Origin of the sequence: Pseudoalteromonas sp. CST2 (genome assembly GCF_028599385.1) — a bacterium.
Classification (GTDB): domain Bacteria; phylum Pseudomonadota; class Gammaproteobacteria; order Enterobacterales; family Alteromonadaceae; genus Pseudoalteromonas; species Pseudoalteromonas atlantica.
In genome coordinates this window covers 230,423-256,735 of the sequence record NZ_JAQREO010000001.1, presented here as the reverse complement: position 1 = coordinate 256,735, position 26,313 = coordinate 230,423, and the positions used below count along the sequence as shown (strand labels likewise).

Sequence of the window (26,313 nt, the reverse complement as noted above, 5' to 3'; positions counted from 1 at the left end):
TAATACCTCTTAGCCCAACTCATCTCTATTATGGTTTTGGCTAAAGTTTAACGCCGGCCCTTTTGGAATAATTTGCGTTGGGTTGATCATTGTGTGGCTAAAATAGTAATGCCGCTTAATATGCTCAAGGTTAACCGTACTGGCTACTCCCTCTATTTGGTATAACTCACGTACATAGTTACTCAGCGCTGGGTAGTTTTCAATGGTGCGTAAATTACACTTAAAATGCCCTACATACACGCTATCGAACCGAATGAGTGTGGTAAATAAACGCCAATCCGCTTCAGTTAATGTGCTCCCCATCAGGTAACGATTTTTACTTAGTATGCCCTCTACTTTATCAAGTGCTTTAAATAACGCAGTAAATGCATCTTCGTATGCTGTTTGTGTGGTTGCAAAACCCGCTTTATATACCCCATTATTAATATTGGTATAAACAAGGTCGTTAATTTCGTCAATATCAGCTTGTAGTGATTGTGGGTAATAGTCATCCGTATTATTCGTAATTTCATTAAATGCGGTATTAAACATACGAATAATATCTGCAGATTCATTACTAACAATTTTATTTTGCTGCTTATCCCAAAGCACAGGCACAGTTACTCGCCCACTGTAATTTTTATCGTGCTTGGTATAAATTTGATGTAAGTATTCACTATTAAATAAATCATCGCCGCTACTGAGGTTATCTTTATCAAAGCTCCACCCCTTATCTAACATATCTGGACTGACTACCGATACGCTAATAATATCGCTTAGGCCTTTTAGCTGTCTGAATATAAGTGTGCGATGCGCCCACGGGCACGCTAAGGCAACATATAAGTGGTAGCGATTTGCTTGCGCCTTAAACCCACCACTTCCTGTAGGTCCAGGGCTGCCATCTTTTGTGATCCAATTACGAAGCTGCGCTGCTTCGCGTTTAAATTTACCATTATTCGAGTCGGTGTCGTACCATTTGTCTTGCCATTGGCCATCAACTAATAAACCCATAATAACCTCCTCAATTAACTATTAAATGTTACCAAATTCACCGTTTTGATAATCACGCACCGCTTGTTTAATTTCTTCTTGCGTGGTCATTACAAATGGGCCCATATGTGCAATAGGTTGCTCAAGTGGGTTACCCGCTAAAATAAGTATCCCCGCCCCCTTTTGTGAAGATATATCAATGTCACTGTTTTCACTTAATATAAGCAACTTGCCAGCATTAAATGTTTGCTCGTCACCTGTAATAAGCTCACCTGTATGAACATAAATCATCACTTTACGTTGTTTAAGCCCTGCTAACTGCATGCGTGTATTAACGGGGAGAGTAACATTGGCCAGTGCAGCATTGGCCGCTAAGCTTTGCAAACTCGACGTTAACGTAGAATCTTCAAACTGCCAATTACCCGCAAGAGCTTTAAAGCTCACGCCGTGCTTGTTAGTTACTTCAGGTGCTGGATTTTGTGTAGTATCTTGATAACGTGGTGCACGCATTTTTTCGCCACTGGGCATATTGATCCAAATTTGAAAGCCATGCAGCCCCTCTTTTGCATCAGTCAGTGGCATTTCACTGTGCATTACGCCTCTACCTGTACTCATCCATTGTACATCGCCAGATCGGATCGCTTTTTTGTTGCCCATTTGATCTTGGTGTTCAAAGCCACCTTTAATAATGTACGTAAAGGTTTCAATGCCGCGATGAGGGTGCGGTGGAAAGCCACCAATATAGTCACTTTCATTGTTAGACTTTAGCTCATCAATCATTAAAAAAGGGTCGAGATATTTGCCATCAAAACCAGGTATTCGACTTATGTTTACACCATCACCATCTTGGGTGGCGTAAGCAGTTAACACTTTTGCTATGTTCATATTTAAAATACTGTAGTAGATTAATTAATGAGCTTATTAAAGCATTCATAAAACAATACGACTATGTCTTTAAATCGAGCAAAACATTCTATTTTTTAGAAAGTTGAGTGCTTATTTTGATAATTCGTTTATTTGGCATAATAAGCTTCATGATTAAAAACACAGACTTAAGCTGATTTCTAATAACTTTTTAGTGCAACCCTATATTTTGTATGGTTATTTTTGGCTTTTATGTCTACAATCACTTTTTAGGGACGCAGAGCTTAAGGAAAACTTATTTTTACTTCATCGCTTAAAAGTCAGCTGTATAGGCTACTCATCCTACTTAGTATTCCCGGCGCCGCTGTGACGGTATTTACGCTATGGTATGAGCGTGATGCTGCCATTGAAAAAAGTGAAGAAAGAATAGTAAATATAGCTAAGCAATTGACACAACATCAAAAAACAATGGTTGATGATGTTAAACGTATTACTATTTATTTAGCCGATAAAACAGCAAAAAATGAAACACTCCCCACAACCTGCCCTAATTACTTTTACGAAATAAAAGCCCTTTATAAGAATATTGCAAATATAGGTATTGTTGATAAAAATGGCGACCTACAGTGCGTGACAAATGGTCGTAGTAAAAATATTAATATTAGCGATCGTACTTATTTTCAAAATGCCATTAGTAATAAAAGTTTTTCGGTGGGGTATTTTCAATACGACCGAAGTATTCAAGCGCAAAGTGTCAATTTTGCCTACCCAATTATAGATAGTAATAACCAACTAAAAGGCACACTGGTTACCGTTATTGCATTGAATTGGTGGAATATCGCCTTAAGCGAAGCAAAATTACCTAACAATGCCAAGGCCGTTATTGCCGACTCTAATGGCTTAATACTGGCCAACTACCCTAATCAACCACGTAATTTAGGCCAAAAAATTACCGACATAGATTTACTTCACGATAAAAGCTCGTTAACCGTGTTTAAAAATGCAGAAGGCGAAAACCAGGTTTTTCATCGCTCAGTTATATACAAAGACGGCCATGATAATAATTTAGATATTTATATAGCCGTTTCGGTTGAAGATTTTATTAATAAAGTTAATGAAAGCTTTGCTAAAACCATTTTTGCGTTTTTATCGGCTATTGCCCTGTTGGTGCTGCTAGCTAGGCGCTTAATTAAACAAAGTATATTTAAGCCTATCGCTAATTTAACCAAAGCCACAGATGAACTGGCAAATGGCACTATGCCCAAACATATTAAAAAGCCCAATAGCCCAGAGCTGCGCGCGCTTTATGACCGTTTTGCTGTGATGGCACAAACCCGGCTATCTGCAGAGGCTAAATTAAAAAATAAGCACAACGAGTTAATGAGCTTATTAAATGCTTTACCCGATACCTACATACGTATAAATGCCCAAGGCAAAATCCTTTATATTGGCGGCTATATTAGCCCTGTGCTAAATGTTGAGACAGGCAAAGCTTTAAAATTAGTGGATGTACTCTCTGAGGCCAACGCAGAGTTACTGCTTTCTCAATTAGGTACTTTAGAGGGCTCACAAACCATTGAGTTTACATTGTTTAAAAAATCTAAAGAGCACTTTTTTGAGGCAAGAATCAATGCACTCACTAATAATGAATACATTATTGTTCTTAGAGATATAAGCCAAAAAAAGGTCAACGAAAAAGCACTTCATTTAGCGTCGCTTGTTTACAGTAATAGTAGTGAAGGGATGATGATTACAGACCCCGACGGCATTATTTATGACGTAAACCCTGCATTTTGCGAAACAACCCAATACAGCAAAGAAGAAGCGATAGGTAAAACCAGCCGTATTTTAGCATCTGGCAAACACTCAAAAGCATTTTATGAAAAAATGTGGGCAGAGCTCAGAGAAACTGGCCGTTGGCAGGGTGAGATAATTAATCGTAAAAAAAATGGCGACACCTATAGCGAATACCTCATTATAGATACCGTGTACGATGATAAAAATATGCCTACTCGCCGGGTGGCCATTTTTACCGACCTAACAGAAAAAAAACAAGCCGATGAAACCATATGGCGAAAAACTCACTTCGACCACTTAACTGATTTACCAAATAGGCTAGAGCTTAAAGAGCGTTTAAATAAGCGTTTTGATGAAGTAACAGGCGACAAATGCGAACTTGTTGTGATGCTGCTCGATATTGATCACTTTAAAGATATTAACGACACGTTAGGCCATCATTATGGCGATAATCTACTTAAGTTAGTTTCTCAACGGATAATTCAAGCTGCAATAAACGCCAGTTTTGTCGCACGTATTGGCGGTGATGAGTTTGTGATTGTATACGACCACGTTAAAAGCAGTCGCCATATAAACCAAATTGCCAGCAATATACTGCAAAGCCTTTCATCAAGTATACAGCTTGAAGACGAGGAGCTATTTATTAGCGCTAGTATGGGCATTGCATGCGCACCTAGCGATGGCCAAAGTACAGAGCTGCTATTAAAAGCTGCCGATCAAGCCATGTATAAAGCTAAAAATAACGGCCGTAATGGGTTTGAGTTTTTTTCAAAAGATATGCGTATTCATGCGCAAGCGCGTATGCAGCTATTAAAAGATTTACGCTCCGCCATAGAGCTTGAACAATTTGAGCTATTTTATCAGCCTATTGTGGCATTAAACGATTTGCACATTCATAAAGCCGAAGGGCTTATTCGCTGGCACCACCCTAAAAAGGGGTTAGTCTCGCCGGCGACGTTTATACCGCTTGCTGAGGAAACTAGGCAAATAAATGCGCTGGGCCAATTTGTATTTACACAAGCAATACACACCCTAAAAGAAATAAACACCACCATGGGGGAGCAATTTCAAATTAGTATAAATGTCTCTCCTGTGCAGTTATCAACAATCGATAGCGGAATTGACGATTGGTGTGAGATTTTAAAAGCAGCCAAACTACCCGCCTCCTCTATTGTGGCCGAGATCACAGAAGGGCTTATGGTCAACCCTGAGCCACTAACCCAAAGTCGCTTAAAAACATTAGTCCAGTCAGGTGTGCAATTAGCGCTAGATGACTTTGGCACCGGCTATTCATCGCTCGCGTACCTGCAAGAAATGGATACCGATTACCTAAAAATAGATAAACGCTTTATTGATAATATTAAAGCTGGGAGCCAGGAGCTTGCTTTATGTGAAGCCATTATTGTAATGGCCCACCAGCTTGGCCTAAAAGTTATTGCCGAAGGAATTGAAACGCAGCAACAAATGCAGCTACTACTAAAAGCAGGATGCGACTACGGGCAAGGTTATTTGTTTTCAAGGCCAGTCCCTAAAAAAGAGTTTATGACGCTGCTGAGCAGCAAAAAAATGGTTATTGCCAATAATAAATAAGTAGTTACGCAATAAATAGAGTGCCTACACGGTCAGGTAGTTTAATCAATAGTAAGTAGTAACAAGGTTTAAAATGGCAAAGGCAACACTCGAGCAATGGAGAATGTTTAAAGCTGTTGTAGAACATGGTGGGTTTGCCGGTGCTAGCAGCGCTGTATTTAAAAGCCAATCAACCGTGCACCATGCAGTGCAAAAGTTAGAGTCGGCACTGCAAGTAAAATTGCTTGAAGTAAAAGGCCGTAAAGCGTATTTAACCGAAAACGGTAAGCTTATATTGCGCCGCGCTGAATTTTTAATAGATGAAGCCAGCAAAATAGAATCGGTTGCTAATACATTAAGCGAAGGTATTGAAAGCACATTAAAAATAGCAGTAGATGAAGTGTTTCCGCAGCATTTATTGTACCAAGCGCTAAGCCATATTAATGAGCAATACCCACTGGTAAAAATAGAACTGATAGAAAGCGTACTTAACGGCGCAAACGAATTACTTACCAATGCAGTGGTCGACTTAGCAATTACCTCTATTGCGCTTTATGGCATTAATTGCCATAGCTTGTGCGACATAGAATTTATTGCCGTTGCGCACCCTGATCACCCCCTGCACCAGCGCACTGAACCACTGACCTACAGAGAGCTTAAATTACACAGGCAAATAGTTGTTCGCGATTCGGCCACCCACACCAGCCACGACGACGGCTGGCTTGGGGCTGATATGCGCTGGACAGTAAGTCACTTACGTAACTCTATTGATATGGTTAGCCAAAACTTTGGTTATGCATGGCTGCCTAGTGCACAAATTAAACCTTATCTTAAAAACAACACACTTAAGCCCCTTAATTTAGAGCAAGGTACAACCCGCTCCTTAAAGCTTTATTTAATGTGCACCGACAATGACCGTTTAGGCCCCGTTGGCCAAGCATTTACTCAGCATCTCATAAGCTTGTGCAATAACGAGCCGGGCTAAGAGTTTGTCGGCTCATCTACATCAAGGTGATCAGCAACATAGGCTCCGCGTTTACCGCGTTCTTTAGCGGGGCCTTTGGTACTATCTTTCGCTGTTTGTTGTTCGGTTGCCGCATTTATTACCGCCCCAAGCGTAATAATATAGGCACTTATATAGAGCCACATTAGCATAATCACTACCCCGCCTAACGAACCATACGTTTCGTTGTAGCTTGCAAAGTGAGACACATAAAACGAAAAACCAATTGAGGCTAAAATCCATAATACAGTCGCAATACACGAGCCAAGTGTGATCCAGCGCCATTTAGCGGGTTTTCGGTGTGGTGCATAGCGATACAAAAGCACCAATGCAAAATTAAACATAAAGGCGAGTAATGGCCACGATATTAACTTTATTAGTAAGTCTATACTTTCTTTTAAGCCCACTAAATTAAGAACTATGGGTAAAATACCTATAATTAGCAAAGCAAAAATAGCCACTAAAATAGCCCCTACCGAAAATAAAAAACGTACTAACTGAGCATGAAAAAAAGAGCGTTTTTCGTATTCATGATAACTAATATTACAGGCAGTAATAAGCGCTTGGCTGCCTTTAGAGCTACTCCAAATAGTAAGAATAAGTGTACCAATTGCACTTAAGCTTAAACTGGCGTTAGAGGTTTGAGCCAAGCTCGAGACCTGAGATAAAATTAAATCGCTCGTACTTTGCGGTAATAAGGTAACTATTTTACTTAAGTGTTCACTAATATCGGTGGGCGATGAAAAGTACGCATACACAGAAACCATTGCAGCAATAGCAGGAAAAATAGCAAGTAAGGCATAAAACGCAACGCCCGCTGCAACCAGCGATAAGTTGTCTTGGCTCATTTGCTTAAAAATACGTTTGGCTATGTCCCACCAACCAATAACCGGAATGTGCACTGGCTGCTCGGCATGTTGTCCCCGTTTAGGTTTGCTCATTGTTTGCTCCTTTTTATCCTATTATCGAGCAAAAAGTTTGCCAAGCTGTGCTTATGGCATTGGTATTAAACTTGCTGCTTGCTAGATTATTTAAAATACCAAGGTAATACACCATGAACAGCCTTATAACTATGCTAATTGCAGTGAACACCACGGCTGTGAATGCCTTAAACACCCCAGAAAGCGTGCTCAGTTGGCAGTATTTATACGCCCAAAGTTTGCAATTACTTCACGCAACAGCGCAAATATTACCCACTCTTTTATTAGGTTTTATACTTTTAACTATTAGCTACTTTGTCGCCAGTCCTTTGTCTAAGCTGTTAGTAAAACCGCTCATTTATATGACCGACAGTAAACTTGTGCACTTAGTGGCCAAACGCGGGATTAGCATTTTAATTTTATTGCTGGGCGTGTATTTATTTTTACGTTTAGCAGGACTTACCGAATTTGCTATTGCCATTATGAGCGGCACCGGATTAATAGGCTTAATATTGGGCTTTGCCTTTAGAGACATAGCAGAGAACTTTATTGCTAGTTTGCTGTTGAGCGTTCAACGGCCATTTAAAATAGACGATGTAATAGAAGTCGATGGCCGTTTAGGTGTGGTTAAAAAGGTCACCGCTCGCGCAACCACCTTAGTTGATTACGATGGCAACCATATACAAATACCTAACGCCACGGTTTATAAAAATACCATTAAAAACCTAACTGCAAATCCAAAAATGCGTGCCAAGGTGGTGATTGGCATAGGTTACGATAACGATATTCGCTACTGCCAAACACTCGCCCTTGAAATTGCAAACAAGCAAACGGGTGTGATTACTGAGCCACCAGCACAAGTGCTGATCAATAATTTAGGCAGCTCAACAATTAACTTTAATCTGTTTTTTTGGGTTAACAGCGAACAACATAGTCCGTTAAAAGTGGCCTCGCAGTTAATGCGTGAGCTAGTAACCGAATTTACAGCGCAAAACATCAGTATGCCAGATGATGCCCGCGAGCGTATTTTACTCAGTGCACCTGATGAGAGTGATACACAAAAGCCCACCAACAAAGCTGAGCAACCTTTAACTACTCAGCAAAGCTCTAAGCAGCTGCAGCAGCAAAATGAAACGGTTGATGATGTAAGTAGTGATACCGACGAAATTCGTGATCAAGCTGAAAAATCACGGGATCCTGAACAGGGTAAAAATATTATCTAAGCTAAACGTATAAGAAAAAATAAAACCACATACAGCCAATTTACAGCTTAATAATGTTTTAAACCCTAAAAAATCAAAAAATATGATTAATTAATGCATTAAATATAACTTTTGTTATACCAATAATAAAAGTTATACACCTATCAACTAATTGATTTTAAATGAGTTATTTATAAACCATCATTTAAGCCGCCTTTAACCCGCCTTTAATTATTAATAATTATTCAAAAAGTTATATTAACAAACCACCAACCAAAAACAATAAAACCAATAACATTCAATACGTTATTAACAAAACCGTGCTTGGCATTATTAATGCAATAACAATAATCTAACAACTTTAGAGCTTAATTATGCACGTGTACAAACAACCCCTATCTAAAAAGGCTAACGAAAGCTTGTCCATAAAATTGCAAGCCCCTTGTGCGGCCTGTGCACGTGCCAGTGCAATATGCGCGTTAACGCCCTAAGCAAAAGTTAAATAGCTCCCACTAAATATTATAAATAATTGGAATAACACTATGACCAGTACAACAAGTATTAATAACAACGAGCCTAAAAAAATGGCGCTCTGGCTAAAAATACTCATAGGTATGATAGCGGGTATTATTGCCGGCATGCTGTTAGGCAATAATGCTGAATATATAAAACCAATTGGCCAGCTATTTATTAGCGCCATTAAAATGTTAATTGTACCGCTTATATTTTGCTCATTAATTGTTGGTGTTACCTCAATGAAAGACACCACTAAAATGGGGCGTATTGGTGTTAAGTCAATCGTATTTTATTTAGCCACCACCGCAGTAGCTATTTCGATTGGTTTGGGTCTTGGGTTGTTGTTTGAACCTGGCGCAGGCTTAAATATGGTTGCAACCACAGTAGCCGATGCTAAACCAAGCCCTACCTTAGTAGACACCATTGTAGGTTTAGTACCAAAAAACCCAGTGGGATCATTAGCCTCAGGTAATATTTTACAAATTATAGTGTTTGCGTTGAGCTTAGGCATTGCTTTAAACCTAATTGGTGAAAAAGGCGAACCCGCTAGCAAAATGTTTGAAAGCCTAGCCGATGCAATGTACAAATTAACTGAGCTTGTAATGAAGCTGGCACCATACGGTGTATTTGCATTAATGGCTTGGGTATCTGGCAAGTACGGACTGGATGTTTTACTGCCACTTATAAAAGTAATTGGCTTAGTGTACCTAGGCTGTATTATTCACGTTTTAGTGTTGGGTGGCGGCTTTGTAGGCTTACTAGGCAAGCTTAATCCACAGCGTTTTTATAAAGGTATTATTGAAGCGCAAATTATTGCTTTTACCACCACAAGTAGCTCAGGTACTTTACCTGCCAGCATTAAATGCGCCACCCAAAACTTAGGTGTATCGCGCACTGTATCAAGCTTTGTACTGCCAGTAGGCGCCACTATTAACATGGATGGCACCGCTTTATACCAAGGCGTATTAGCACTGTTTATTGCCCAAGCCTTTGGTATTGACCTCACCACAACAGATTACTTAACCATTATAGCTACAGCTACTTTAGCCTCTGTAGGCACCGCTGGTGTACCCGGTGCAGGCCTTATTATGCTTTCGCTAGTACTGACCACCGTTGGCTTACCACTTGAAGGCATTGCAATAGTTGCCGGTATTGACCGAATTTTAGATATGGCGCGCACCACCATAAATGTAACTGGCGATTTAATGGTTACTTTATTAATTGGTAAAAGCGAAGGCGAGCTTGACGAAACCCTTTACAACCAAGACAACACAGCGTCTCAACCCGCTAAGCAATAACCCTCGATTTAGTAATTTTATAGAGACAAACCATGACTAGTAAACTTATCTATTTACCCGTTGCATTAGGTGTTATTGCCTTAGCTAAGCCTGCCCACGCAGATATTACAATTGAAGGTTTAAATGGCCTTGAAGCCGTTAAGCTATTTGGCGATATGCGTATGCGCTTTGAGCGCACCGAAGGCGATACAATTGACTCAACAAGCCGCGCCCGTTTGCGTGCCCGATTTGGTATTAAATACGCAGCTACCGAGAACTGGTCAGCGCAAATGCGCTTTAGAACAACCTCAAGCCAACACGATTCAACCCATCAAACCTTTGGTATCACCGATACCAGCGATAACGATGACTTTGGTTTAGACCGCGCCTTTATGAAGTACACAGGGCTTAGTAACACCCAAGTATATATTGGTAAGGCGGCACCCGTTTATATGCATTCATCAGAGCTGCTTTTTCGTGACGATATAGCGCTAGAAGGTGTACAAGCTAACTGGAGTAACAATACGTTTAGCGTTAATGCGGGGCATATTATTCTTGAAGAAAATGTCGATAATGGCGAAGGCAAGCGCGATGCTAGCTGGCAACAGCTACAAGGTGTATATGCTACAAGTTTTAATAACATTAACGTTAAAGCCGGTATTGGCGGAATTTTTGTTAGCGCCTCAGATACGGCCTATGCCAGTGCTGAGTCGGGCCTTGATGATGACCAAGCAGGCAACGTAATGACCTACAACCTTGATGTACGTTATGGCGCAGTGCGCTTTGCAGCCGATTACTACACAAGTGAAGCCGATAGCGAAAATACAGCGTTTACTGTACATGCTCGTTATCAAATTAATAAACAGTTTGGCCTGCGTTTTTACGTGCTACGTACCGAAGCCTATGCATTGCCTATGAATGGCGCGTTTACGCAAACTAATACTCCGGGTTCTTATACCAATATTAAAGGCACACGCGTACAGCTAGATTACAAAATTGCAGAGAACCTAAATGCCGATTTAAGGTGGTTTAGCGTGGATAATATTAATAACGATATACCCACTAACAACAATGGCCGCGATCGCATTCAAGTAAACCTAAACATGAAGTTTTAGTACTAAGGCATGTTGACCAATCGTGATTAAATTTACAGTAGTGAGTTTAGTATTTAGCAAAAGCGATTATTAAGCCCACTCGCTTAAAAGCCAAGCGCCTTGCTTAGACTGCCCTAGCTTGAAAAACGTTAATCTACACAGGTCAACATCCTCTAAATAGGCCCAACCAATAAAAGCGATTTAATAGCCGATATAAAATCGCTTTTATTTTATTAAACAGCCTTAAAAAGACATAACTGCCTTACAAAAAACCTTAATTAACAATTAATTTATTCTTATTTAGTTTAAAGTATAAATAGATAAGACTTAAAACCATGATAAATTCGTTAGTACCTAATTTATATAAAATTAAAATACAGACTATAGTCCCCTGCTGCCAACTAAAAACAACCTTTTTGCGGCTATAAAAGGAACATAAACGCCATTTTATTTGTACTGTTTAGACAATTTACTAACGCACTACCACAACTAAAAAATGCAGAGGTTTACTCACTTGTTTATTAAACAAAACGCTTGGTTTTATGTATTAAAAATAGCGCTACTAAGCCTACTGGGTATTAATAGCCTAAACTGCATTGCACAAGCTAATTTATCGCAGCCTAAACAAATTATAGTGGGCGGAGATTTTAACTACCCCCCTTATGAGTTTATTAACGAAGATGGCGAGCTTACAGGTTACAACGTAGAACTTAGCCAAGAAATAGCCGCTGTAATGGGGCTTAATATAAAAATAAAGCTAATGCCCTGGGCCGAAATAAGAGCCGAGTTTGACCGTGGAAATGTGGATATTTTACAAGGCATGGCCGCCACACCCGAGCGCACCGATCTGTATAACTTTAGCCCGCACACGTTTGTTAACCACTCTATATTTGCGCGCGACAATAGCCCTAAAATAACGCACTACAGCGAGCTTGAAAACTACCGCGTTATTGTACAAAGCAATGGCTCGGCATTTGATATGCTTAACCACTCAGGCTTAAACATTACCCTTATACCGGTTGAAACCCATGCCGATGCCCTGCGCTTGCTTGCCTCTGGCCGCTATGACTTTGCAGTGGTTTCAAACTTACCCGGTTTATATTTAAGTAAAAAATTGGGGCTATCAAACATCACTGCTATTTCTAGCCTAGAAAGAAACCGGCTTTATGGCTATGCCACTAAAACCGCAGATGAAGCGCTGTTATCGCAATTTACTCAAGGCTTAGCTATTTTAAAAAACACCGGCCGTCAGCAAGAAATTTACGACAAATGGTTTGGCCCGTTAAACGTATCACCTTGGTCAAAAGCTGGCGTAATAGCAGGTATATGTGTAGTGGTGCTGCTACTAATTAGTACCGTGGTGATAATTTGGAACAAAGCCCTGCGCAAAAAAGTAGAAAGCCGCACCAAAGAGCTACAAGCCCAGCAGTTACAGCTACTTCATGCAGATAAAATGGCCTCACTGGGGGTGTTGGTTTCGGGAGTAGCTCACGAAATTAATAATCCATGTAGTATTTTAACGTTAAATTTTCCGTTTATAAAAGAAGCCTTTGAAGATGCAACAGACATACTTGATGAGCATCAAGCACGCCAAGGCGACTTTCTTGTTGCCGGTGTAAGCTATCAGCGCTTTAAACATATGCTGCCAGAAATTTTAGACGATATGCACATTGCCAGTAACAAGGTAAAGGGCATAGTAGAGGATTTAAAAAGCTTTGCCGTAAAAGGTGAAGCATCGCATGAGAAAACTGAGCAGCTAGATTTAAACCTACTAACAAACCGCTCTATTCGCTTAGTCACAAATCAAATTAAAAACTCGACAAACCACTTAGAGGTTAACTTAGCCAACTCACTGCCTGCGTTTAAAGGCAGCGGCAGTCGCATTGAGCAGGTAATCGTAAATTTAATTTTAAATGCCTGCCAAGCGCTTGAAGACAAAACGCAAAAAATCATTATCACCAGCTATTTCCATACTAAACACAATCAGGTTGTGCTGAGCATTGAAGATCAAGGCGTAGGCATTGATCAACAGCACTTAATTAAGCTCACCGACCCGTTTTATACCACCAAACGACAATCTGGTGGCACTGGCTTAGGGCTTTCTGTATCAGCGGGGATCGTGGCAGATCACCAAGGCCAACTCACCTTTAAATCAACCCTCGGTAAAGGCACAAAAGTAAAGCTATCACTACCCTTATTACAACACGAGAGTGAACTATGAATACTAATTTATATCCTAGTTTTGAGGTCCTCATTTGTGATGACGATAACAGCTTTTTACGAAGCATATCGTTTGCAATAGAGCGCTACTGCGGCATTAACAACATTGTACAATGTAATGATAGCCGCGATGTAATTGCCAAACTAAACCAAGGGAATGTTCGCGTTGTATTGCTTGATTTAAACATGCCACATATCAGTGGCGATGAGCTTATAGCGCAAATTACAGAGCTTTTTCCGCATATTTCGGTGGTGATCATCAGCGGCATTAACCAAGTAGAAGCCGCTGTAAAATGTATAAAGTTAGGTGCTTATGGTTATCATGTAAAAACAGAAGATCCCGAACGCCTAAGCAATAGCATAATGCAAGTGGTACGTTTTCAAGAGCTAAACCTAGAAAACCAAGCCATGCGCGGCTATCTGCTAGAAAACCAAACAAGCCTGCATCCTGCGTTTTCTAAAATTATCAGTGTGGATCATCAAATGCATTCGGTGTTTAATTACATTGAGTCTATATCAAATAGCCAACAACCTATTCTTATAACCGGAGAAAGCGGCGTAGGAAAGGAGCTTATAGCCAGAGCCATTCACGAAACCAGTAGCTGCAGTGGCGAACTTGTGTGTGTAAACGTAGCCGGCCTTGACGATAACTTATTTTCGGATACCTTATTTGGCCATAAAAAAGGCGCTTTTACAGGTGCTGAGCAAGCCCGCAAAGGCATGATAGAACGCGCATCAGGCGGGATACTATTTCTTGATGAAATTGGCGATTTAAACCTGGCCTCGCAAGTAAAGTTATTAAGGCTTTTGCAAGAAGGCGAATATTACCCAGTAGGCAGCGATACCCCAAAGCGCATCAACGCGCGCATTATTGCAGCCACCCACCAAAACTTACTCACTAAAAAAGAAAATGGCGAATTTAGAAACGACTTATACTATCGTTTAAAAATTCATCATGTAAATATTCCGCCGCTTAGAGAGCGCAAGCAAGATATAGCCTTATTACTCGAGCACTTTTTAACGCTTGCCGCACAAGAATTTAATAAACCGGTGGCAAGTATTCCAAAAGAATTATTAATTTTACTCGAAAACTACGCTTTCCCGGGCAATATAAGAGAGCTGCGCGCCATGGCCTTTGATGCAATGAGCACCCACCAAAGCGGCGCACTGTCTATGAAAGCGTTTGAAAGCGTACGCAGCGCCGTGCCTAAATTAGATATGCAAGCCCAGCTTGCAAAGCCGTTATTTGAGTCAACATCAACACTACCCACTTTAAAACAAGCCGCAGAATTACTGGTGGCAGAAGCGATGAAACGTAGCAACTCAAATCAATCTATGGCAGCGCAACTACTCGGTATATCGCAGCCAGCACTCAGTAAGCGACTTAAAAAAGGACAGCCTGAGCCTTAAAAAACAACAAAGTACTTAATCAAATTTTAGGCACAAAAAAGCCCGCAGCGTTAACTGCGGGCTTTTTTGTTGAATGAGTGAGTTAGCCATATAAGCCGGGTTCTGTCCTTTCCGAAGAAAGTGATAATCATTCGTCTAGGCCATAAATCGCTCTATGGCTCAAGCAACCTACCCGGTTCCAACGTGGGCCACGCCATAAGGAACCCTATTTGGTCTTGCTCCGAGTGGAGTTTACCTTGCAACCAACTATTACTAGCGGCCCGGTGCGCTCTTACCGCACCCTTTCACCCTTACCAACCCGAGGGTTGGCGGTCTCCTCTCTGCTGCACTTGTCGTGGGCTCACGCCCCCCAGCCGTTAGCTGGCACTCTGCCCTGTGGAGCCCGGACTTTCCTCCCCCTGATCATTTTCGTCACAGGCAGCGATTATCTTGGCTAACTCGGCGCGAAGTATACATGAGCTGTGCCTTGTACGCAGTAAAGATTTACTCTTTTTCGTCAATAATTGTTTTATACAGGGCGTTTTTCTTCATTCCAAAGTATTCAGCAACAATACCACAGGCTTTTTTCATCGGCATTTCGCTTTCAAGTAGCGCCAGCATTTTACGCGCCTCTGGCGGTATATCATCTACTTGCTTGGGTTTACCTGGCAACATGAGCACTATTTCGCCGCGTTGCTTGGTTGGGTCATCAGTTAAAAACTGCTTTAACTCACTTACGCTACCATTAAAAAAGGTTTCAAAGGTTTTGGTAAGCTCTTTTGCAAATACCACTTGTTGCTCACTACCTAAGGCCGCTTCTAAATCATCTAGGCTTGCCATAATACGGTGGGTGCTTTCGTACATTATGCTGGTAATGCTTGAGTTTACAGCTTCTATGAAAAAATCTTGGCGGGCTTTACTTTTAGCCGGTGTAAAGCCAATAAACTGAAAACGATCTGTTGGCAGGCCTGAGCAACACACTGCAGTAATAGCAGCACACGCACCGGGCACGGGTGTTACATGCGCGCCTTGCTCGCGGCACAAGTTTACAACGGCATAACCTGGGTCGCTTATCAGCGGCGTGCCGGCATCTGAGACTAGCGCGATATTTTTGCCTTCGTTTAGCCAATCAATAATCTGCTGCGCTTTTTGTTTTTCGTTATGGTCATGTAATGCAAAGGTTTTAGCCTTTATACCAAAGTGGCTTAGTAGCTTACCGGTGTGGCGCGTGTCTTCAGCAGCGATTAAGTCAACTTGCGATAATGTCGCGATGGCACGCTGGCTTAAGTCGTCAAAATTGCCAATTGGGGTGGCAACAATGTAAAGAGTGCCAATTTTCTGTGAATTCTCCTCATTTAACATTGAGGTCTCCTGCGTCAGTCAGTAATATAAGCAAATCGCGTTAACGTATTGGGAAATCATTGTGCGACTTAAACTTGTTAGTCTATTAATTATATTGTCAGGGTTATCGGCCTGTAGCACAACCGAAAAACCAACTAAAAATAGCGATAGCATTAACACCAGTGCGAATGCGCTGCAAAATCAAGCAACCAGTGCCGATGCTATTTATAAATTAGCGCTTAATCGTACCGGTGCAGACAAAATTCAATTACTTTATAGTGCGCGTGATGCGGCTATTTCGGAGCAAAGCTGGCCGTTACTTGAAAATATTTGTAATGAGCTTGAGCAAACCCCAAGTGTAGATAAGATTCAAAACCGCTTATACATTGCTTATGCACAAAAGCAGCAAAATAAAAACGACCAAGCGCTCGTTATTTTGCAATCGCTCGATGGCCAACTTAAACAGCCTGAACACTTTGCTTGGCATCAATATTTAACTGCTAGCATATATGCATCGCAAAACTTTCCTAAGCGCGCCGCACCTTATTTTTTTAGAGCCTCAGAAACTGCGAATAAAAATAATATTGAGATCCCTGCTCTGCAAAGTGCGCTGTGGGATAACTTAACAAAGCTGTCTTCTTATGCGCTGGAGCGCTTTAATCGTGGCTCTGTTATTCAACAAGGTTGGACTAACTTAGCTTTATACCACCAAGTATATGCAAATAGCGGTGTAGAGCTTGACCAAGCCATTAATAATTGGCGCCGTCGCTACCCTGGGCACCCTGCCGTAGCTATTTTACCCGAGCAAGATGAAGCCCTAGCCGACCTAGCACCAGTTAATATAGAGCGTTTAGCTGTACTTTTACCGCAATCAGGCGCAAATGAGCGTTTAGGTGACGCCCTAAAAGCCGGCATTTTGGCAGGGCTTGATAAGCAAACTATTAGCGACACTGTTTTTATAGATGAGAACCTTTCAACCCAAGTGCTAAGCGAGCAGCTGAGCCAATTTAATCCAGACTTTGTGATTGGGCCATTATTAAAAGCGAATATAGATAAACTTGCGCAAGCTAAAACACTTATTGATACCCCAACATTACACTTAAATACATTTGATGGTGAGCGACTTTCGCTGCAGCATTACTTTTTTGCTTTAAACCCTGAGCATGAAGTGCAGCAAGCGCTGGAGCACTTTTTAGCTAAAGGTTATCAAAAGCCTATGTTATTAGCGCCTAATAATGCCAATGGTCAGCGTTTGGTTGATTACTTTAATATTCAGTGGCAGCGCTATAGCGAAACAAAACCGCAAATTGGGTTTTATAACGATAACAAAGACATGCCAAACACAATTACAAGCTTGTTAGAGGTTGATAAATCTAAGCAGCGCATTAAAACGGTTAAGTCTTTATTTAAACAAGAAGTAGAAAGTGAAACCCGCTCTCGTAGCGATATTGATGCGATTTACATTTTAGGCGACGCTATAGAAACACGCCTGATAAAACCTTATTTAGATGTAAATGTAAGTACTTTTGCACAGCGTATCCCGCTTTATGCCAGCTCTAAAAGCCATAGTAAGCAAATAGATCGCACTGATAAAGGCGATTTAGAAGGGCTTTACTTTACAGAGCTTCCGTGGATGCTTAATGCGACAGTTAAACAACATAACTTACGCAATCAATACAACACGCTGTGGCCTGAAAATGCCGATATAAGCCAACGCCTATTTGCCATGGCTTACGATGCCGTATCGGTGCTAAGCGACATTAGGCAATTGAGTGTAATGTCCGGTAATAAGTTTACAGGTTTAAGTGGGAAGCTTTCGGTGAATACAAGCGGACACATAGAGCGTACGCTTGATTGGGCACAATACACAAATAGACGCATAAAAGCCGTACAGCTAGAAACAAAGCAGCCCGTGCCTTTATTTATGCAATCAGCCAACGAAAGCAATACGCTTACGTTTGATTAATCTGGAGCGGCTATGTCGTGGTTTAAAGAGCTGTGGCAAAATAGCCGAGAAAAAGGCCAGTACTATGAACGCCAAGCAGAGAAATACTTAACCCGTGAAGGGCTTACGCCTATTGAGCGTAATTATTATTGCCCCTTTGGTGAGCTTGATGTAATTATGAAACACGGCGATACGCTTGTATTTGTAGAAGTTAAGTTTCGTAAAAACAATGCGAGAGGCGGTGCAAATTATGCCCTTGGCGCACAAAAACAAGCACGATTAAAACGCACTATTTATCACTACTTGGCAGCAAAAAACTTAACTAATCAGCCTATAAGAGTCGACTATGTTGCCATTACAGGTGAAGGCTCTGGCAATATAAATTGGATCAAAAGCGTACTTTAACACCACGCAAACAGATTAGTAAAACGCCCAGCAACAAACAAAAATGACGAATAAATTATTGGTAGTCTATGCAAGATACAATTAAAGAAATTTTTACAGAAAGCATTCAAGTACAAATAGCAGCAGGCGAAGTACTGCCAAGCGCACTAGAGTCTGCGGCATTTACCATTGCACAAAGTTTAATTAATGGTAACAAACTCCTTTGCTGTGGCACGGCAAACTGCCATATGCTAGCGCAGCACATGGCCGGCGTATTAGTTAATCACTACGAAACAGAGCGCCCCTGTTTACCTGCTATTGCGCTATCTCAAGAAAACATCAATTTAGGGCAAAGTAGCCAAGTAGATGAACATGATACCTTTGCTCGCCAAGTACGTGCCTTTGCACAACAAGGCGACTTACTGCTTGCGTTAGCAATTAATGGCAATGAAAAACATATTATTTCTGCTGTAGAAGCGGCACTTACTAAAGATATGAAGGTCATAGTGATGGTAGGTGACGATGGTGGAGAACTCGTTGGCTTATTAGGCCCTAATGATGTAGAAATTCGTACGCCTTCTAAGCGTCCTAGCCGCATTATTGAATCTCACTTAGTTAACTTACATTGTTTAAGTGAGCTGGTTGATTTAACTCTTTTCCCGCAGGATGAAAATTATGTTTAAACGCTCTCTTATTGTTTTAGGTACTGTTGTTTTACTGCAAGGCTGTGCAGCTGCAGTGGTTGCAGGAACAGCTGGTGCAGTAACAGCAGCAAATGATCGCCGCACCATTGGCTCACAAATAGACGACAATAATATAGAAATTAAAGCCAGTATTGCGCTTAGTGAAGTTGAACGACTAGAAAAGTTCGCCAATGTAGACGCTATAAGCGTTAATGGCATTGTTTTACTGGTAGGTCAGGTTGCCAATCAAGAAATGAAAAACCAAGCTCAGCAGAGCATTGAGGGGCTCTCAGGTATACGTAAAATACATAACCAAATTAGAATTGGCTCAAATATTGGAATTACCACACAAACGCACGACTCGTGGCTAACCTCTAAAGTAAAAGCACAGCTTTTAACAGCTAAAGATATACCGAGCAATAATATTAAAGTAGTGACCGAAAACGCCGAAGTATTTTTAATGGGATTAGTATCTGAATCTGAGTCTAACCAAGCGGTTAACATTGCACGCAATGTATCGGGTGTAGAGCGCGTTATTAAAGTGTTTGAATATTTATAAAATACATAAAAAGCCGTTTATGAGGCACATAAAAAAACCGCTTAATTAGCGGTTTTTTTGTATTTAAGCGTTACTTGATAACGCGTAAATGTGAGCCTTTTTTCTTTTCTGGCTTTTCTGGCGGGGTCTCATCAATAATCTCATCTGATGTTTCCACACTTTCAAGGTCAGGTGCAAAATCGTCTTCGTCCTCTAAAAACTCATCTGCAGTAAAGACTGTTCCTTCGCCATTTTCACGCGCATAAATAGCAAGCACCGCACCTAAAGGCACATATACTTGCATTGGCTGTCCGCCAAAGCGCGCATTAAAGCTTAGTTGTTCCATATCTAACGAAAATCCAGTAACGGCAGAAGGGCTAATATTAAGCACTATTTGGCCATCTTGTACAAACTGCGTAGGCACTTGTACTGCTGGGTACTGCGCATCAACCACTAAATGTGGTGTGCAGTCGTTATCTACGATCCAATCAAAAAAAGCACGTAGTAAATAAGGACGATTAGGCGTCATTATAAACGGATCTCACGCTCTGCTTCAGTTAAAGAAGCTTGGAATGACTCACGCTCAAATAAGCGGATCATGTACTCTTTTAGCTCTTTAGCGCCAGAGCCATTAAGCTCAATACCAAACTCTGGTAAACGCCATAATAGTGGTGCTAAATAACAATCTACTAAGCTAAACTCTTCACTCATAAAGTATGGAGCTTCGTTAAAGATTGGTGCAATTGCAAGTAACGCTTCAGTTAACTCTTTACGAGCTTGTGCAGCATCTGCTGTATTGTTAATGATTTTTTCAGCAAGGCTGTACCAATCAGTATCAATACGGTGCATCATTAAACGGCTACGACCACGCATTACCGGATACACAGGCATTAGTGGAGGATGAGGGAAACGTTCATCAAGGTATTCCATGATGATGTTTGCCTGATATAAGCCAAGCTCACGGTCAATCAGTGTGGGTACTGTACCGTAAGGGTTAATTTCGTGAAGTGCCTCTGGCAAGTTATCCTTTTCAGCCAAATGAATATCTACACTTACACCTTTTTCTGCAAGTACAATACGTACTTGGTGGCTATACATACAGTTAGCACCAGAAAAAAGGGTCATTACAGGGCGCTTATTGGCAGCTACGGCCATGCCTATACCTCCATTAAATAACTAAAACAGCAATAGGGGCTTAAGCCCCTATTGCAAAATTACCTTGTAAAATGCTCAAATTAATGAACATCTCTCCAGTATTCTTTCTTAAGCATAAATGCCAAGATAAACAGGATAACTAAAAATCCAATTACCTTAATACCTAACGCTTCTGACTCAAGGCGTGTAGGTTCACCTACATACTCTAAGAAATTCGTTAAATCACGAACCGCTTGATCGTATTCATCAACGCTTAATTCGCCCTTACCATCTGTTTCAGTACCAACAACTTTAGTCACTGTTTGACCATGTTGTTCAACTTCTTCAATGATAGGTGTTGGTAAACCTTGTAGTTCTTGAAGAACATGCGGCATACCCACCGATGGGAATAACGTATTATTTACGCCAAACGGACGAGATTCATCTTTATAAAACGATTTTAAGTAAGTGTAAATCCAATCACTGCCACGCACACGCGCCACATTGGTTAGATCCGGCGGAGCCGCACCAAACCATTTAGCAGCATCTTCTTTTGCGATAGCGTTAAGAATATGGCCACCTACTTTTGAACCATCAAAAATCAATTGCTCTTTGCCAAGCTCGGTTGGAATACCAATATCACGGAAAGTACGTTCATAACGTTGATACTGCATTTGGTGACAACCAAGACAGTAGTTCATGAACAACTTTGCGCCGCGCTGCAAAGAAGGCTGATCAGATATATCGTTACCCGCTTCCATAAGAGGAACCGAAGGTCCCGCAGCCATAACCATGTTAGGCAGCAAGTTTACTGATAAAGCAAATACACCAATAAGTAGCTTTTTCATCATTTCGTTAACCTCTCAGGCAATGGCTTAGTTTTTTCATTCTTACTGTATATAAATAACAGTACGAAGAACATAAAGTAAGTCACAGTACAGATTTGAGAAATTATCGTTTTCATATCAGTTTGTGGAGTTGCACCCACCCAACCTAAAAGAACGAAAGTTACAACGAAACCTGCAATGTTCCATTTGTGGAAACCACAACGGTAACGAACCGATTTAACACGACCACGGTCAATCCACGGTAACAATGCGAGTACCACAATTGACGCACCCATTGCCGCAACACCGATAAGCTTATCAGGGATTGCACGTAAGATTGCATAGAATGGCGTAAAGTACCAAACTGGGAAAATGTGCTCTGGTGTTTTAAGTGGGTTTGCTGCTTCAAAGTTTGGCGCTTCTAGGAAGAAACCATTCATCGCAGGCATAAAGAATACAACCCAACAGAACAAGATTAAGAAACCAACCACGCCCACAATATCTTTTACTGTGTAGTACGGGTGGAACGGTATCGCATCAACAATGTCTTTTTTGTCGGTGTAATACTCATGGAATTTAAATTTAGACTTATCTTCTTCAGCCACAGTGCCTTTTTTGCGTTTTATTTCAACACCGTCAGGGTTGTTAGAGCCCACTTCGTGTAGCGCAACAATGTGTAAGAACACTAAAATTACAATAACCAATGGTAGTGCAATAACGTGTAATGCAAAGAAGCGGTTAAGCGTTGCACCCGATATTACGTAGTCACCACGGATCCAAAGTGTTAAGTCGTCACCAATTACCGGAATAGCCCCGAATAACGAAATGATTACCTGCGCACCCCAGAACGACATTTGACCCCATGGTAGTAAGTAACCCATGAAGGCTTCAGCCATTAATGCTAAGAAAATAAACATACCGAACAACCACAGTAATTCACGTGGTTTTTGGTAAGAGCCGTAGATCATGCCACGGAACATATGCATATAAACAACGATGAAAAACGCAGATGCACCCGTTGAGTGTAAATAACGTAATAACCAACCGTATTCAACATCACGCATGATGTACTCTACTGATGCGAAAGCGCCTTCAGAAGAGGGAACAAAGTTCATCGTTAACCAAATACCAGTAAGTATTTGGTTTACTAGTACTAACATGGCTAGCGAGCCAAAAAAGTACCAGAAGTTAAAGTTTTTAGGTGCTGGATACTGTGCAATGTGCATGTTCCAAACACGTGTCATTGGGATACGGTCGTCAATCCAACTAACAATTTTACCAAACATTAGGCTACCCCTTTTTCTTCGCCCACTAAAATAGTGGTTTCATCAAGAAAAGTATAAGGTGGTACTTCTAAGTTCAATGGTGCAGGAACTGATTGAAATACTCGCCCAGCCATATCAAATTTAGAACCGTGACATGGACAGTAAAAACCATCATCTGTCCCTTCAACTTTTTCACTAAAGTTACCTTGGAAAAAGCCTGGAGAACACCCTAAATGCGTACAAATACCAACAGCGACAAAAATCTCTGGGCGTAATGAACGGTAATCATTTGTTGATGATTCTAGTTGTTGTGGCTCTTGCGATTGCGGATCACGAAGTTGACCTTCATGTTCTTTCATCTGCTCAAGCATTTTAGGGGTACGTGATACAACCCATACAGGTTTACCACGCCACTCTACACGTATTAATTGTCCTGGCTCAAGTTTGCTGATATCTACTTCTACAGGCGCACCCGCAGATTTAGCTCGCTCACTTGGATTCCAAGACGCAATAAAAGGAACAGCAGCCCCAGCCGCACCAACACCACCTACAACAGAGGTAGCTATGGTTAAAAAGCGACGTCGGCCATTGTCTACAGGCGCATTGCTCATCCACTTATCTCCACTATGATTCTCAACACTTGCTATATTGAGAACATCAGTTACAGCAGGTTAATTTTTCGAAATTTTTAAAATAGAAGCGATCATAATTAAAACCCTTGATTAAAACAAGGTTATTCACAGCCTCACGCTCGAATAACCCGACTTGATCAATAGTTTGATAAAGTAAGCTCGAGAATAAAGCCGAATGACTATAATAGCGCTTCTGTAAAAACAATATACTGACCAAGATCAACCCCACTACGAGGAAACAGATAAACTGTACATGGTGATGTTGAACTTGCTCATACTACTTGCCAGCCAATTGTAGCAAAAAATTCCACCAATTAACTGATGGATTTACACTAATTGCGATAATTATTTAACTTTTTTGCAGCGAAATGGGTATTTTAAAGCTTTCGTACATTAAATACGCAGTATTTATAAAATATGATCAGCGCCTAGCCTTAAAAAAGCGGGCTTGAGGCAGGTAAGTACTTAAATTTTAATGCCAAAAACAAAAAACCCAGCATAAGCTGGGTTTTTGAATTCTTGATAACGTAAAAATTAACGTTTTGAGAACTGTGGACGCTTACGCGCTTTCTTAAGACCCACTTTCTTACGTTCAACTTTACGTGCATCACGTGTAACAAAACCTGCTTTACGAAGTTGTGGACGTAATGACTCGTCAAACTCCATAAGTGCACGAGTGATACCGTGACGGATAGCACCAGCTTGACCAGTTGTACCACCACCGGCAACGGTGATGTGAAGGTCAAATTTTTCAGTCATGTCAACAAGCTCAAGAGCTTGACGAACAACCATGCGTGCTGTTTCGCGACCAAAGTACTCTTCTAAAGAGCGCTTGTTGATTACGATGTTACCAGTGCCTGGGCGTAAGAATACGCGAGCACTTGAACTTTTACGACGACCTGTACCGTAGTATTGATTTGCCATGATAGTGCTCCTTAAATGTCTAGAACCTGAGGCTGTTGTGCAGCATGGTTGTGCTCAGTACCTGCGTAAACTTTAAGTTTACGGTACATAGCGCGGCCTAAAGGACCACGTGGCAACATGCCTTTAACAGCTTTTTCGATGATCATTTCAGGCTTTGCAGCTTGAAGTTTATCAAAAGTAGTAGACTTAAGACCACCTGGGAAACCAGTATGAGCGTAGTACACTTTATCTTTGAATTTGTTACCAGTTACAGTAACTTTCTCAGCGTTGATAACGATGATGTAATCACCAGTATCTACGTGTGGAGTGTATTCAGCTTTGTGCTTACCGCGTAGGCGATGAGCGATTTCAGTAGCGATGCGACCTAAAGTTTTACCTTCAGCGTCAACTACGTACCAGTCACGTTTTACTGTTTCTGGTTTAGCAACAAACGTTTTCATTTATAAAAATCCAATGTTTTTCAATTAAAACCACAGGCAGTTATTATTAACTACCGCTCTAAGTATGCTATAACCCCTTCGAGTTTTAGACTTTAGCGCCGCTCACAAGTGGCTAAACTATATGAGGACATAGAACGCAACGTGGCAGACGCGGGAGTATACCAGCACTTAAAACACATTGCTACCGAGCGGTTGTTTTTTCCACAAGAAAATTACAAAAATTTATGCATTTATATAAAAACAACAATAAGGCCACTTTAAAGAGTCGATACAGTCGTATTAGCGCTATGCTAAATGCTCTTTTGCTAAATACTCTAAAGACTGCATTTCTTGCAGGCGGCTAATGCAGCGCTTAAATTCAAAGTTAAGATTACCTTGGGTATAAAGCTGCGTGATCGGTTTTTCAGCCGAAATAATTAATGTTACATGTCGCTCGTAAAACTCATCCACTAAAGCGATAAAGCGCCTAGCTGCATCATCGTTATTTTGTCCAAGCTGTTTAACATTAGAAATAATAACAGTGTTATATAAGCGGCTAATTTCCATGTAGTCGACTTGGCTACGTGCGGTTTCGCACAATTCGCTAAATTCAAACATCACTACACACTTAGCCACTTTGCGTGTGTTGATTAAGCGCCCTTCTATTTCTATGGGTTGATCAAGCTCCCCCGCCTCTGGCGAGAGCTTATCAAAATATTCAAATAAGTTTTTATCGGCTTGCTCATCTAACGGGCTGTGAAATATTTCGGCTTGCTCAAGTGTACGCAAGCGATAATCAATACCAGAGTCTACATTTACTATTTCTGTGTTCGCTTTTACCAGTTCAATGGCCGGAACAAAACGCGCACGCTGTAAGCCGTTTTTATATAAATCATCAGGCACTATATTAGAGGTGGCGACTAATACTATATTGCGTGCAAATAATGCCTGCATTAAGCCGCCGAGTAACATGGCATCTGTAATATCTTGAACAAAGAATTCATCAAAACAGATGATATCGGTTTCGGCTTTAAATATGTCGGCAACAATTTCCAGTGGATTGCTTTTATTATTTAGCTTTTTTAGTTCATCGTGAACTCGGTGCATAAAGCGATGAAAATGCACACGCATTTTACGCTCACCTGGCAGCGCTTCGTAAAAGGTATCTACTAAATAGGTTTTACCACGCCCTACACCACCCCAAAAATAAAGCCCTTTAATTGGCTCAGGTTCGCTTTTATTAAACAACTTTGCAAAAAAGCCTTGTTGCTGTGGTTTTTTATTTGTGAGGTCATCGTATAAACGTTGTAAATGGCGCACTGCATTTTCTTGTGCTTGGTCATGTACAAAGTCATCGCGCTTGAGATCTTGCTGGTAAGTTTGCCAAGGAGTCATATCTAA

23 protein-coding genes and 1 other RNA gene are annotated in these 26,313 nt (G+C 41.0%); 11 read left to right on the top strand and 13 right to left on the bottom strand.

Annotation, left to right across the window (positions count from 1 at the left end; translation table 11 throughout):
* Positions 1-9: 9 nt before the first annotated feature.
* Positions 10-990 (bottom strand): glutathione S-transferase family protein, encoded by a 981-nt coding sequence (locus PSH41_RS01180; protein ID WP_273588640.1) that lies wholly within the window; start codon positions 988-990, stop codon positions 10-12.
* Between the two features lie 21 nt (positions 991-1,011).
* A complete protein-coding gene (locus tag PSH41_RS01175; protein ID WP_256851425.1) occupies positions 1,012-1,854 on the bottom strand; it encodes a pirin family protein in 843 nt (280 codons plus the stop codon).
* A gap of 345 nt (positions 1,855-2,199) precedes the next feature.
* On the opposite strand from PSH41_RS01175, the gene PSH41_RS01170 reads away from it, so the two are divergent.
* Both PSH41_RS01170 and PSH41_RS01165 read left to right on the top strand, forming a co-directional pair.
* Entirely contained in the window at positions 2,200-5,220 is a 3,021-nt protein-coding gene (locus tag PSH41_RS01170) for a bifunctional diguanylate cyclase/phosphodiesterase (protein WP_273588639.1), read from the top strand.
* Positions 5,221-5,293: 73 nt separating this feature from the next.
* Positions 5,294-6,184, top strand: a complete 891-nt coding sequence (locus PSH41_RS01165) for a LysR family transcriptional regulator (RefSeq protein WP_004589125.1) — start codon at positions 5,294-5,296, stop codon at positions 6,182-6,184.
* On the opposite strand, the gene PSH41_RS01160 is transcribed toward PSH41_RS01165, so the two are convergent.
* The gene (locus tag PSH41_RS01160; protein ID WP_004589124.1) at positions 6,181-7,143 is read right to left on the bottom strand and encodes a YihY/virulence factor BrkB family protein; all 963 of its coding nucleotides are present in this window, start codon (positions 7,141-7,143) and stop codon (positions 6,181-6,183) included. The two genes, PSH41_RS01165 and PSH41_RS01160, sit on opposite strands and share 4 nt — an antisense overlap.
* Before the next feature lie 131 nt (positions 7,144-7,274).
* On the opposite strand from PSH41_RS01160, the gene PSH41_RS01155 reads away from it, so the two are divergent.
* From PSH41_RS01155 to PSH41_RS01135, 5 genes are all read left to right on the top strand, one after another.
* The gene (locus tag PSH41_RS01155; protein ID WP_054982666.1) at positions 7,275-8,345 is read left to right on the top strand and encodes a mechanosensitive ion channel family protein; all 1,071 of its coding nucleotides are present in this window, start codon (positions 7,275-7,277) and stop codon (positions 8,343-8,345) included.
* A gap of 521 nt (positions 8,346-8,866) precedes the next feature.
* On the top strand, positions 8,867-10,138 hold the full coding sequence (locus PSH41_RS01150) for a dicarboxylate/amino acid:cation symporter (RefSeq protein WP_273588638.1): 1,272 nt from the start codon (positions 8,867-8,869) through the stop codon (positions 10,136-10,138).
* Between the two features lie 32 nt (positions 10,139-10,170).
* Positions 10,171-11,232 (top strand): putative porin, encoded by a 1,062-nt coding sequence (locus tag PSH41_RS01145; protein ID WP_273588637.1) that lies wholly within the window; start codon positions 10,171-10,173, stop codon positions 11,230-11,232.
* 493 nt (positions 11,233-11,725) lie between these two features.
* A complete protein-coding gene (locus PSH41_RS01140) occupies positions 11,726-13,432 on the top strand; it encodes a transporter substrate-binding domain-containing protein (RefSeq protein WP_273588636.1) in 1,707 nt (568 codons plus the stop codon).
* Entirely contained in the window at positions 13,429-14,841 is a 1,413-nt protein-coding gene (locus tag PSH41_RS01135; protein ID WP_004589118.1) for a sigma-54-dependent transcriptional regulator, read from the top strand. Before PSH41_RS01140 ends, PSH41_RS01135 begins: the two co-directional genes overlap by 4 nt.
* 75 nt (positions 14,842-14,916) lie before the next feature.
* On the opposite strand, the gene rnpB is transcribed toward PSH41_RS01135, so the two are convergent.
* Together rnpB and rsmI are read right to left on the bottom strand one after the other, a co-directional pair.
* Positions 14,917-15,281: RNase P RNA component class A (gene rnpB / locus PSH41_RS01130), an RNA gene on the bottom strand.
* A 43-nt stretch (positions 15,282-15,324) separates the two neighbouring features.
* Positions 15,325-16,182 (bottom strand): 16S rRNA (cytidine(1402)-2'-O)-methyltransferase, encoded by an 858-nt coding sequence (gene rsmI / locus PSH41_RS01125; RefSeq protein WP_024033320.1) that lies wholly within the window; start codon positions 16,180-16,182, stop codon positions 15,325-15,327.
* Between the two features lie 61 nt (positions 16,183-16,243).
* On the opposite strand from rsmI, the gene PSH41_RS01120 reads away from it, so the two are divergent.
* The 4 genes from PSH41_RS01120 to dolP all read left to right on the top strand — a co-directional run bounded on the left by PSH41_RS01120 (position 16,244) and on the right by dolP (position 19,732).
* Positions 16,244-18,127: a penicillin-binding protein activator gene (locus PSH41_RS01120; RefSeq protein ID WP_273588635.1), complete on the top strand. Its 1,884-nt coding sequence runs from the start codon at positions 16,244-16,246 to the stop codon at positions 18,125-18,127.
* Positions 18,128-18,139: 12 nt separating this feature from the next.
* A complete protein-coding gene (locus tag PSH41_RS01115) occupies positions 18,140-18,511 on the top strand; it encodes a YraN family protein (RefSeq protein WP_004589112.1) in 372 nt (123 codons plus the stop codon).
* A gap of 68 nt (positions 18,512-18,579) precedes the next feature.
* Positions 18,580-19,173: an SIS domain-containing protein gene (locus PSH41_RS01110; RefSeq protein WP_004589111.1), complete on the top strand. Its 594-nt coding sequence runs from the start codon at positions 18,580-18,582 to the stop codon at positions 19,171-19,173.
* On the top strand, positions 19,166-19,732 hold the full coding sequence (gene dolP / locus PSH41_RS01105; RefSeq protein WP_004589110.1) for a division/outer membrane stress-associated lipid-binding lipoprotein: 567 nt from the start codon (positions 19,166-19,168) through the stop codon (positions 19,730-19,732). The genes PSH41_RS01110 and dolP overlap by 8 nt, the downstream gene beginning before the upstream one ends.
* Before the next feature lie 70 nt (positions 19,733-19,802).
* Here the strand turns inward: dolP and PSH41_RS01100 are convergent, their stop codons facing one another.
* The 8 genes from PSH41_RS01100 to zapE form a co-directional block, all read right to left on the bottom strand.
* Positions 19,803-20,240 (bottom strand): ClpXP protease specificity-enhancing factor, encoded by a 438-nt coding sequence (locus PSH41_RS01100; RefSeq protein ID WP_004589109.1) that lies wholly within the window; start codon positions 20,238-20,240, stop codon positions 19,803-19,805.
* Complete coding sequence (gene sspA, locus PSH41_RS01095) at positions 20,240-20,866, bottom strand: stringent starvation protein SspA (RefSeq protein WP_004589108.1); 627 nt, start codon at positions 20,864-20,866, stop codon at positions 20,240-20,242. Before sspA ends, PSH41_RS01100 begins: the two co-directional genes overlap by 1 nt.
* An 80-nt stretch (positions 20,867-20,946) precedes the next feature.
* The gene (locus PSH41_RS01090) at positions 20,947-21,696 is read right to left on the bottom strand and encodes a cytochrome c1 (RefSeq protein WP_024033324.1); all 750 of its coding nucleotides are present in this window, start codon (positions 21,694-21,696) and stop codon (positions 20,947-20,949) included.
* A complete protein-coding gene (locus PSH41_RS01085; protein ID WP_004589106.1) occupies positions 21,693-22,958 on the bottom strand; it encodes a cytochrome b in 1,266 nt (421 codons plus the stop codon). The genes PSH41_RS01090 and PSH41_RS01085 overlap by 4 nt, the downstream gene beginning before the upstream one ends.
* The gene (gene petA, locus PSH41_RS01080; protein ID WP_004589105.1) at positions 22,958-23,548 is read right to left on the bottom strand and encodes a ubiquinol-cytochrome c reductase iron-sulfur subunit; all 591 of its coding nucleotides are present in this window, start codon (positions 23,546-23,548) and stop codon (positions 22,958-22,960) included. The genes PSH41_RS01085 and petA overlap by 1 nt, the downstream gene beginning before the upstream one ends.
* A gap of 555 nt (positions 23,549-24,103) precedes the next feature.
* Entirely contained in the window at positions 24,104-24,496 is a 393-nt protein-coding gene (gene rpsI / locus PSH41_RS01075; RefSeq protein ID WP_024600778.1) for a 30S ribosomal protein S9, read from the bottom strand.
* Positions 24,497-24,504: 8 nt separating this feature from the next.
* Positions 24,505-24,933 (bottom strand): 50S ribosomal protein L13, encoded by a 429-nt coding sequence (rplM, locus tag PSH41_RS01070; protein WP_004589103.1) that lies wholly within the window; start codon positions 24,931-24,933, stop codon positions 24,505-24,507.
* Between the two features lie 285 nt (positions 24,934-25,218).
* The gene (gene zapE / locus PSH41_RS01065; RefSeq protein ID WP_064384781.1) at positions 25,219-26,307 is read right to left on the bottom strand and encodes a cell division protein ZapE; all 1,089 of its coding nucleotides are present in this window, start codon (positions 26,305-26,307) and stop codon (positions 25,219-25,221) included.
* Positions 26,308-26,313: the final 6 nt, after the last annotated feature.

What these genes read in the sequence shown, in the direction of transcription:
- PSH41_RS01180 (WP_273588640.1), bottom strand. Translation starts at nt 990, where the DNA reads ATGGGTTTATTAGTTGATGGCCAATGGCAAGACAAATGGTACGACACC.
- PSH41_RS01175 (WP_256851425.1), bottom strand. Translation starts at nt 1,854, where the DNA reads ATGAACATAGCAAAAGTGTTAACTGCTTACGCCACCCAAGATGGTGAT.
- PSH41_RS01165 (WP_004589125.1), top strand. Translation starts at nt 5,294, where the DNA reads ATGGCAAAGGCAACACTCGAGCAATGGAGAATGTTTAAAGCTGTTGTA.
- PSH41_RS01160 (WP_004589124.1), bottom strand. Translation starts at nt 7,143, where the DNA reads ATGAGCAAACCTAAACGGGGACAACATGCCGAGCAGCCAGTGCACATT.
- PSH41_RS01155 (WP_054982666.1), top strand. Translation starts at nt 7,275, where the DNA reads ATGCTAATTGCAGTGAACACCACGGCTGTGAATGCCTTAAACACCCCA.
- PSH41_RS01150 (WP_273588638.1), top strand. Translation starts at nt 8,867, where the DNA reads ATGACCAGTACAACAAGTATTAATAACAACGAGCCTAAAAAAATGGCG.
- PSH41_RS01145 (WP_273588637.1), top strand. Translation starts at nt 10,171, where the DNA reads ATGACTAGTAAACTTATCTATTTACCCGTTGCATTAGGTGTTATTGCC.
- PSH41_RS01135 (WP_004589118.1), top strand. Translation starts at nt 13,429, where the DNA reads ATGAATACTAATTTATATCCTAGTTTTGAGGTCCTCATTTGTGATGAC.
- rsmI (WP_024033320.1), bottom strand. Translation starts at nt 16,182, where the DNA reads ATGTTAAATGAGGAGAATTCACAGAAAATTGGCACTCTTTACATTGTT.
- PSH41_RS01115 (WP_004589112.1), top strand. Translation starts at nt 18,140, where the DNA reads ATGTCGTGGTTTAAAGAGCTGTGGCAAAATAGCCGAGAAAAAGGCCAG.
- PSH41_RS01110 (WP_004589111.1), top strand. Translation starts at nt 18,580, where the DNA reads ATGCAAGATACAATTAAAGAAATTTTTACAGAAAGCATTCAAGTACAA.
- dolP (WP_004589110.1), top strand. Translation starts at nt 19,166, where the DNA reads ATGTTTAAACGCTCTCTTATTGTTTTAGGTACTGTTGTTTTACTGCAA.
- PSH41_RS01100 (WP_004589109.1), bottom strand. Translation starts at nt 20,240, where the DNA reads ATGACGCCTAATCGTCCTTATTTACTACGTGCTTTTTTTGATTGGATC.
- sspA (WP_004589108.1), bottom strand. Translation starts at nt 20,866, where the DNA reads ATGGCCGTAGCTGCCAATAAGCGCCCTGTAATGACCCTTTTTTCTGGT.
- PSH41_RS01090 (WP_024033324.1), bottom strand. Translation starts at nt 21,696, where the DNA reads ATGATGAAAAAGCTACTTATTGGTGTATTTGCTTTATCAGTAAACTTG.
- PSH41_RS01085 (WP_004589106.1), bottom strand. Translation starts at nt 22,958, where the DNA reads ATGTTTGGTAAAATTGTTAGTTGGATTGACGACCGTATCCCAATGACA.
- petA (WP_004589105.1), bottom strand. Translation starts at nt 23,548, where the DNA reads ATGAGCAATGCGCCTGTAGACAATGGCCGACGTCGCTTTTTAACCATA.
- rplM (WP_004589103.1), bottom strand. Translation starts at nt 24,933, where the DNA reads ATGAAAACGTTTGTTGCTAAACCAGAAACAGTAAAACGTGACTGGTAC.
- zapE (WP_064384781.1), bottom strand. Translation starts at nt 26,307, where the DNA reads ATGACTCCTTGGCAAACTTACCAGCAAGATCTCAAGCGCGATGACTTT.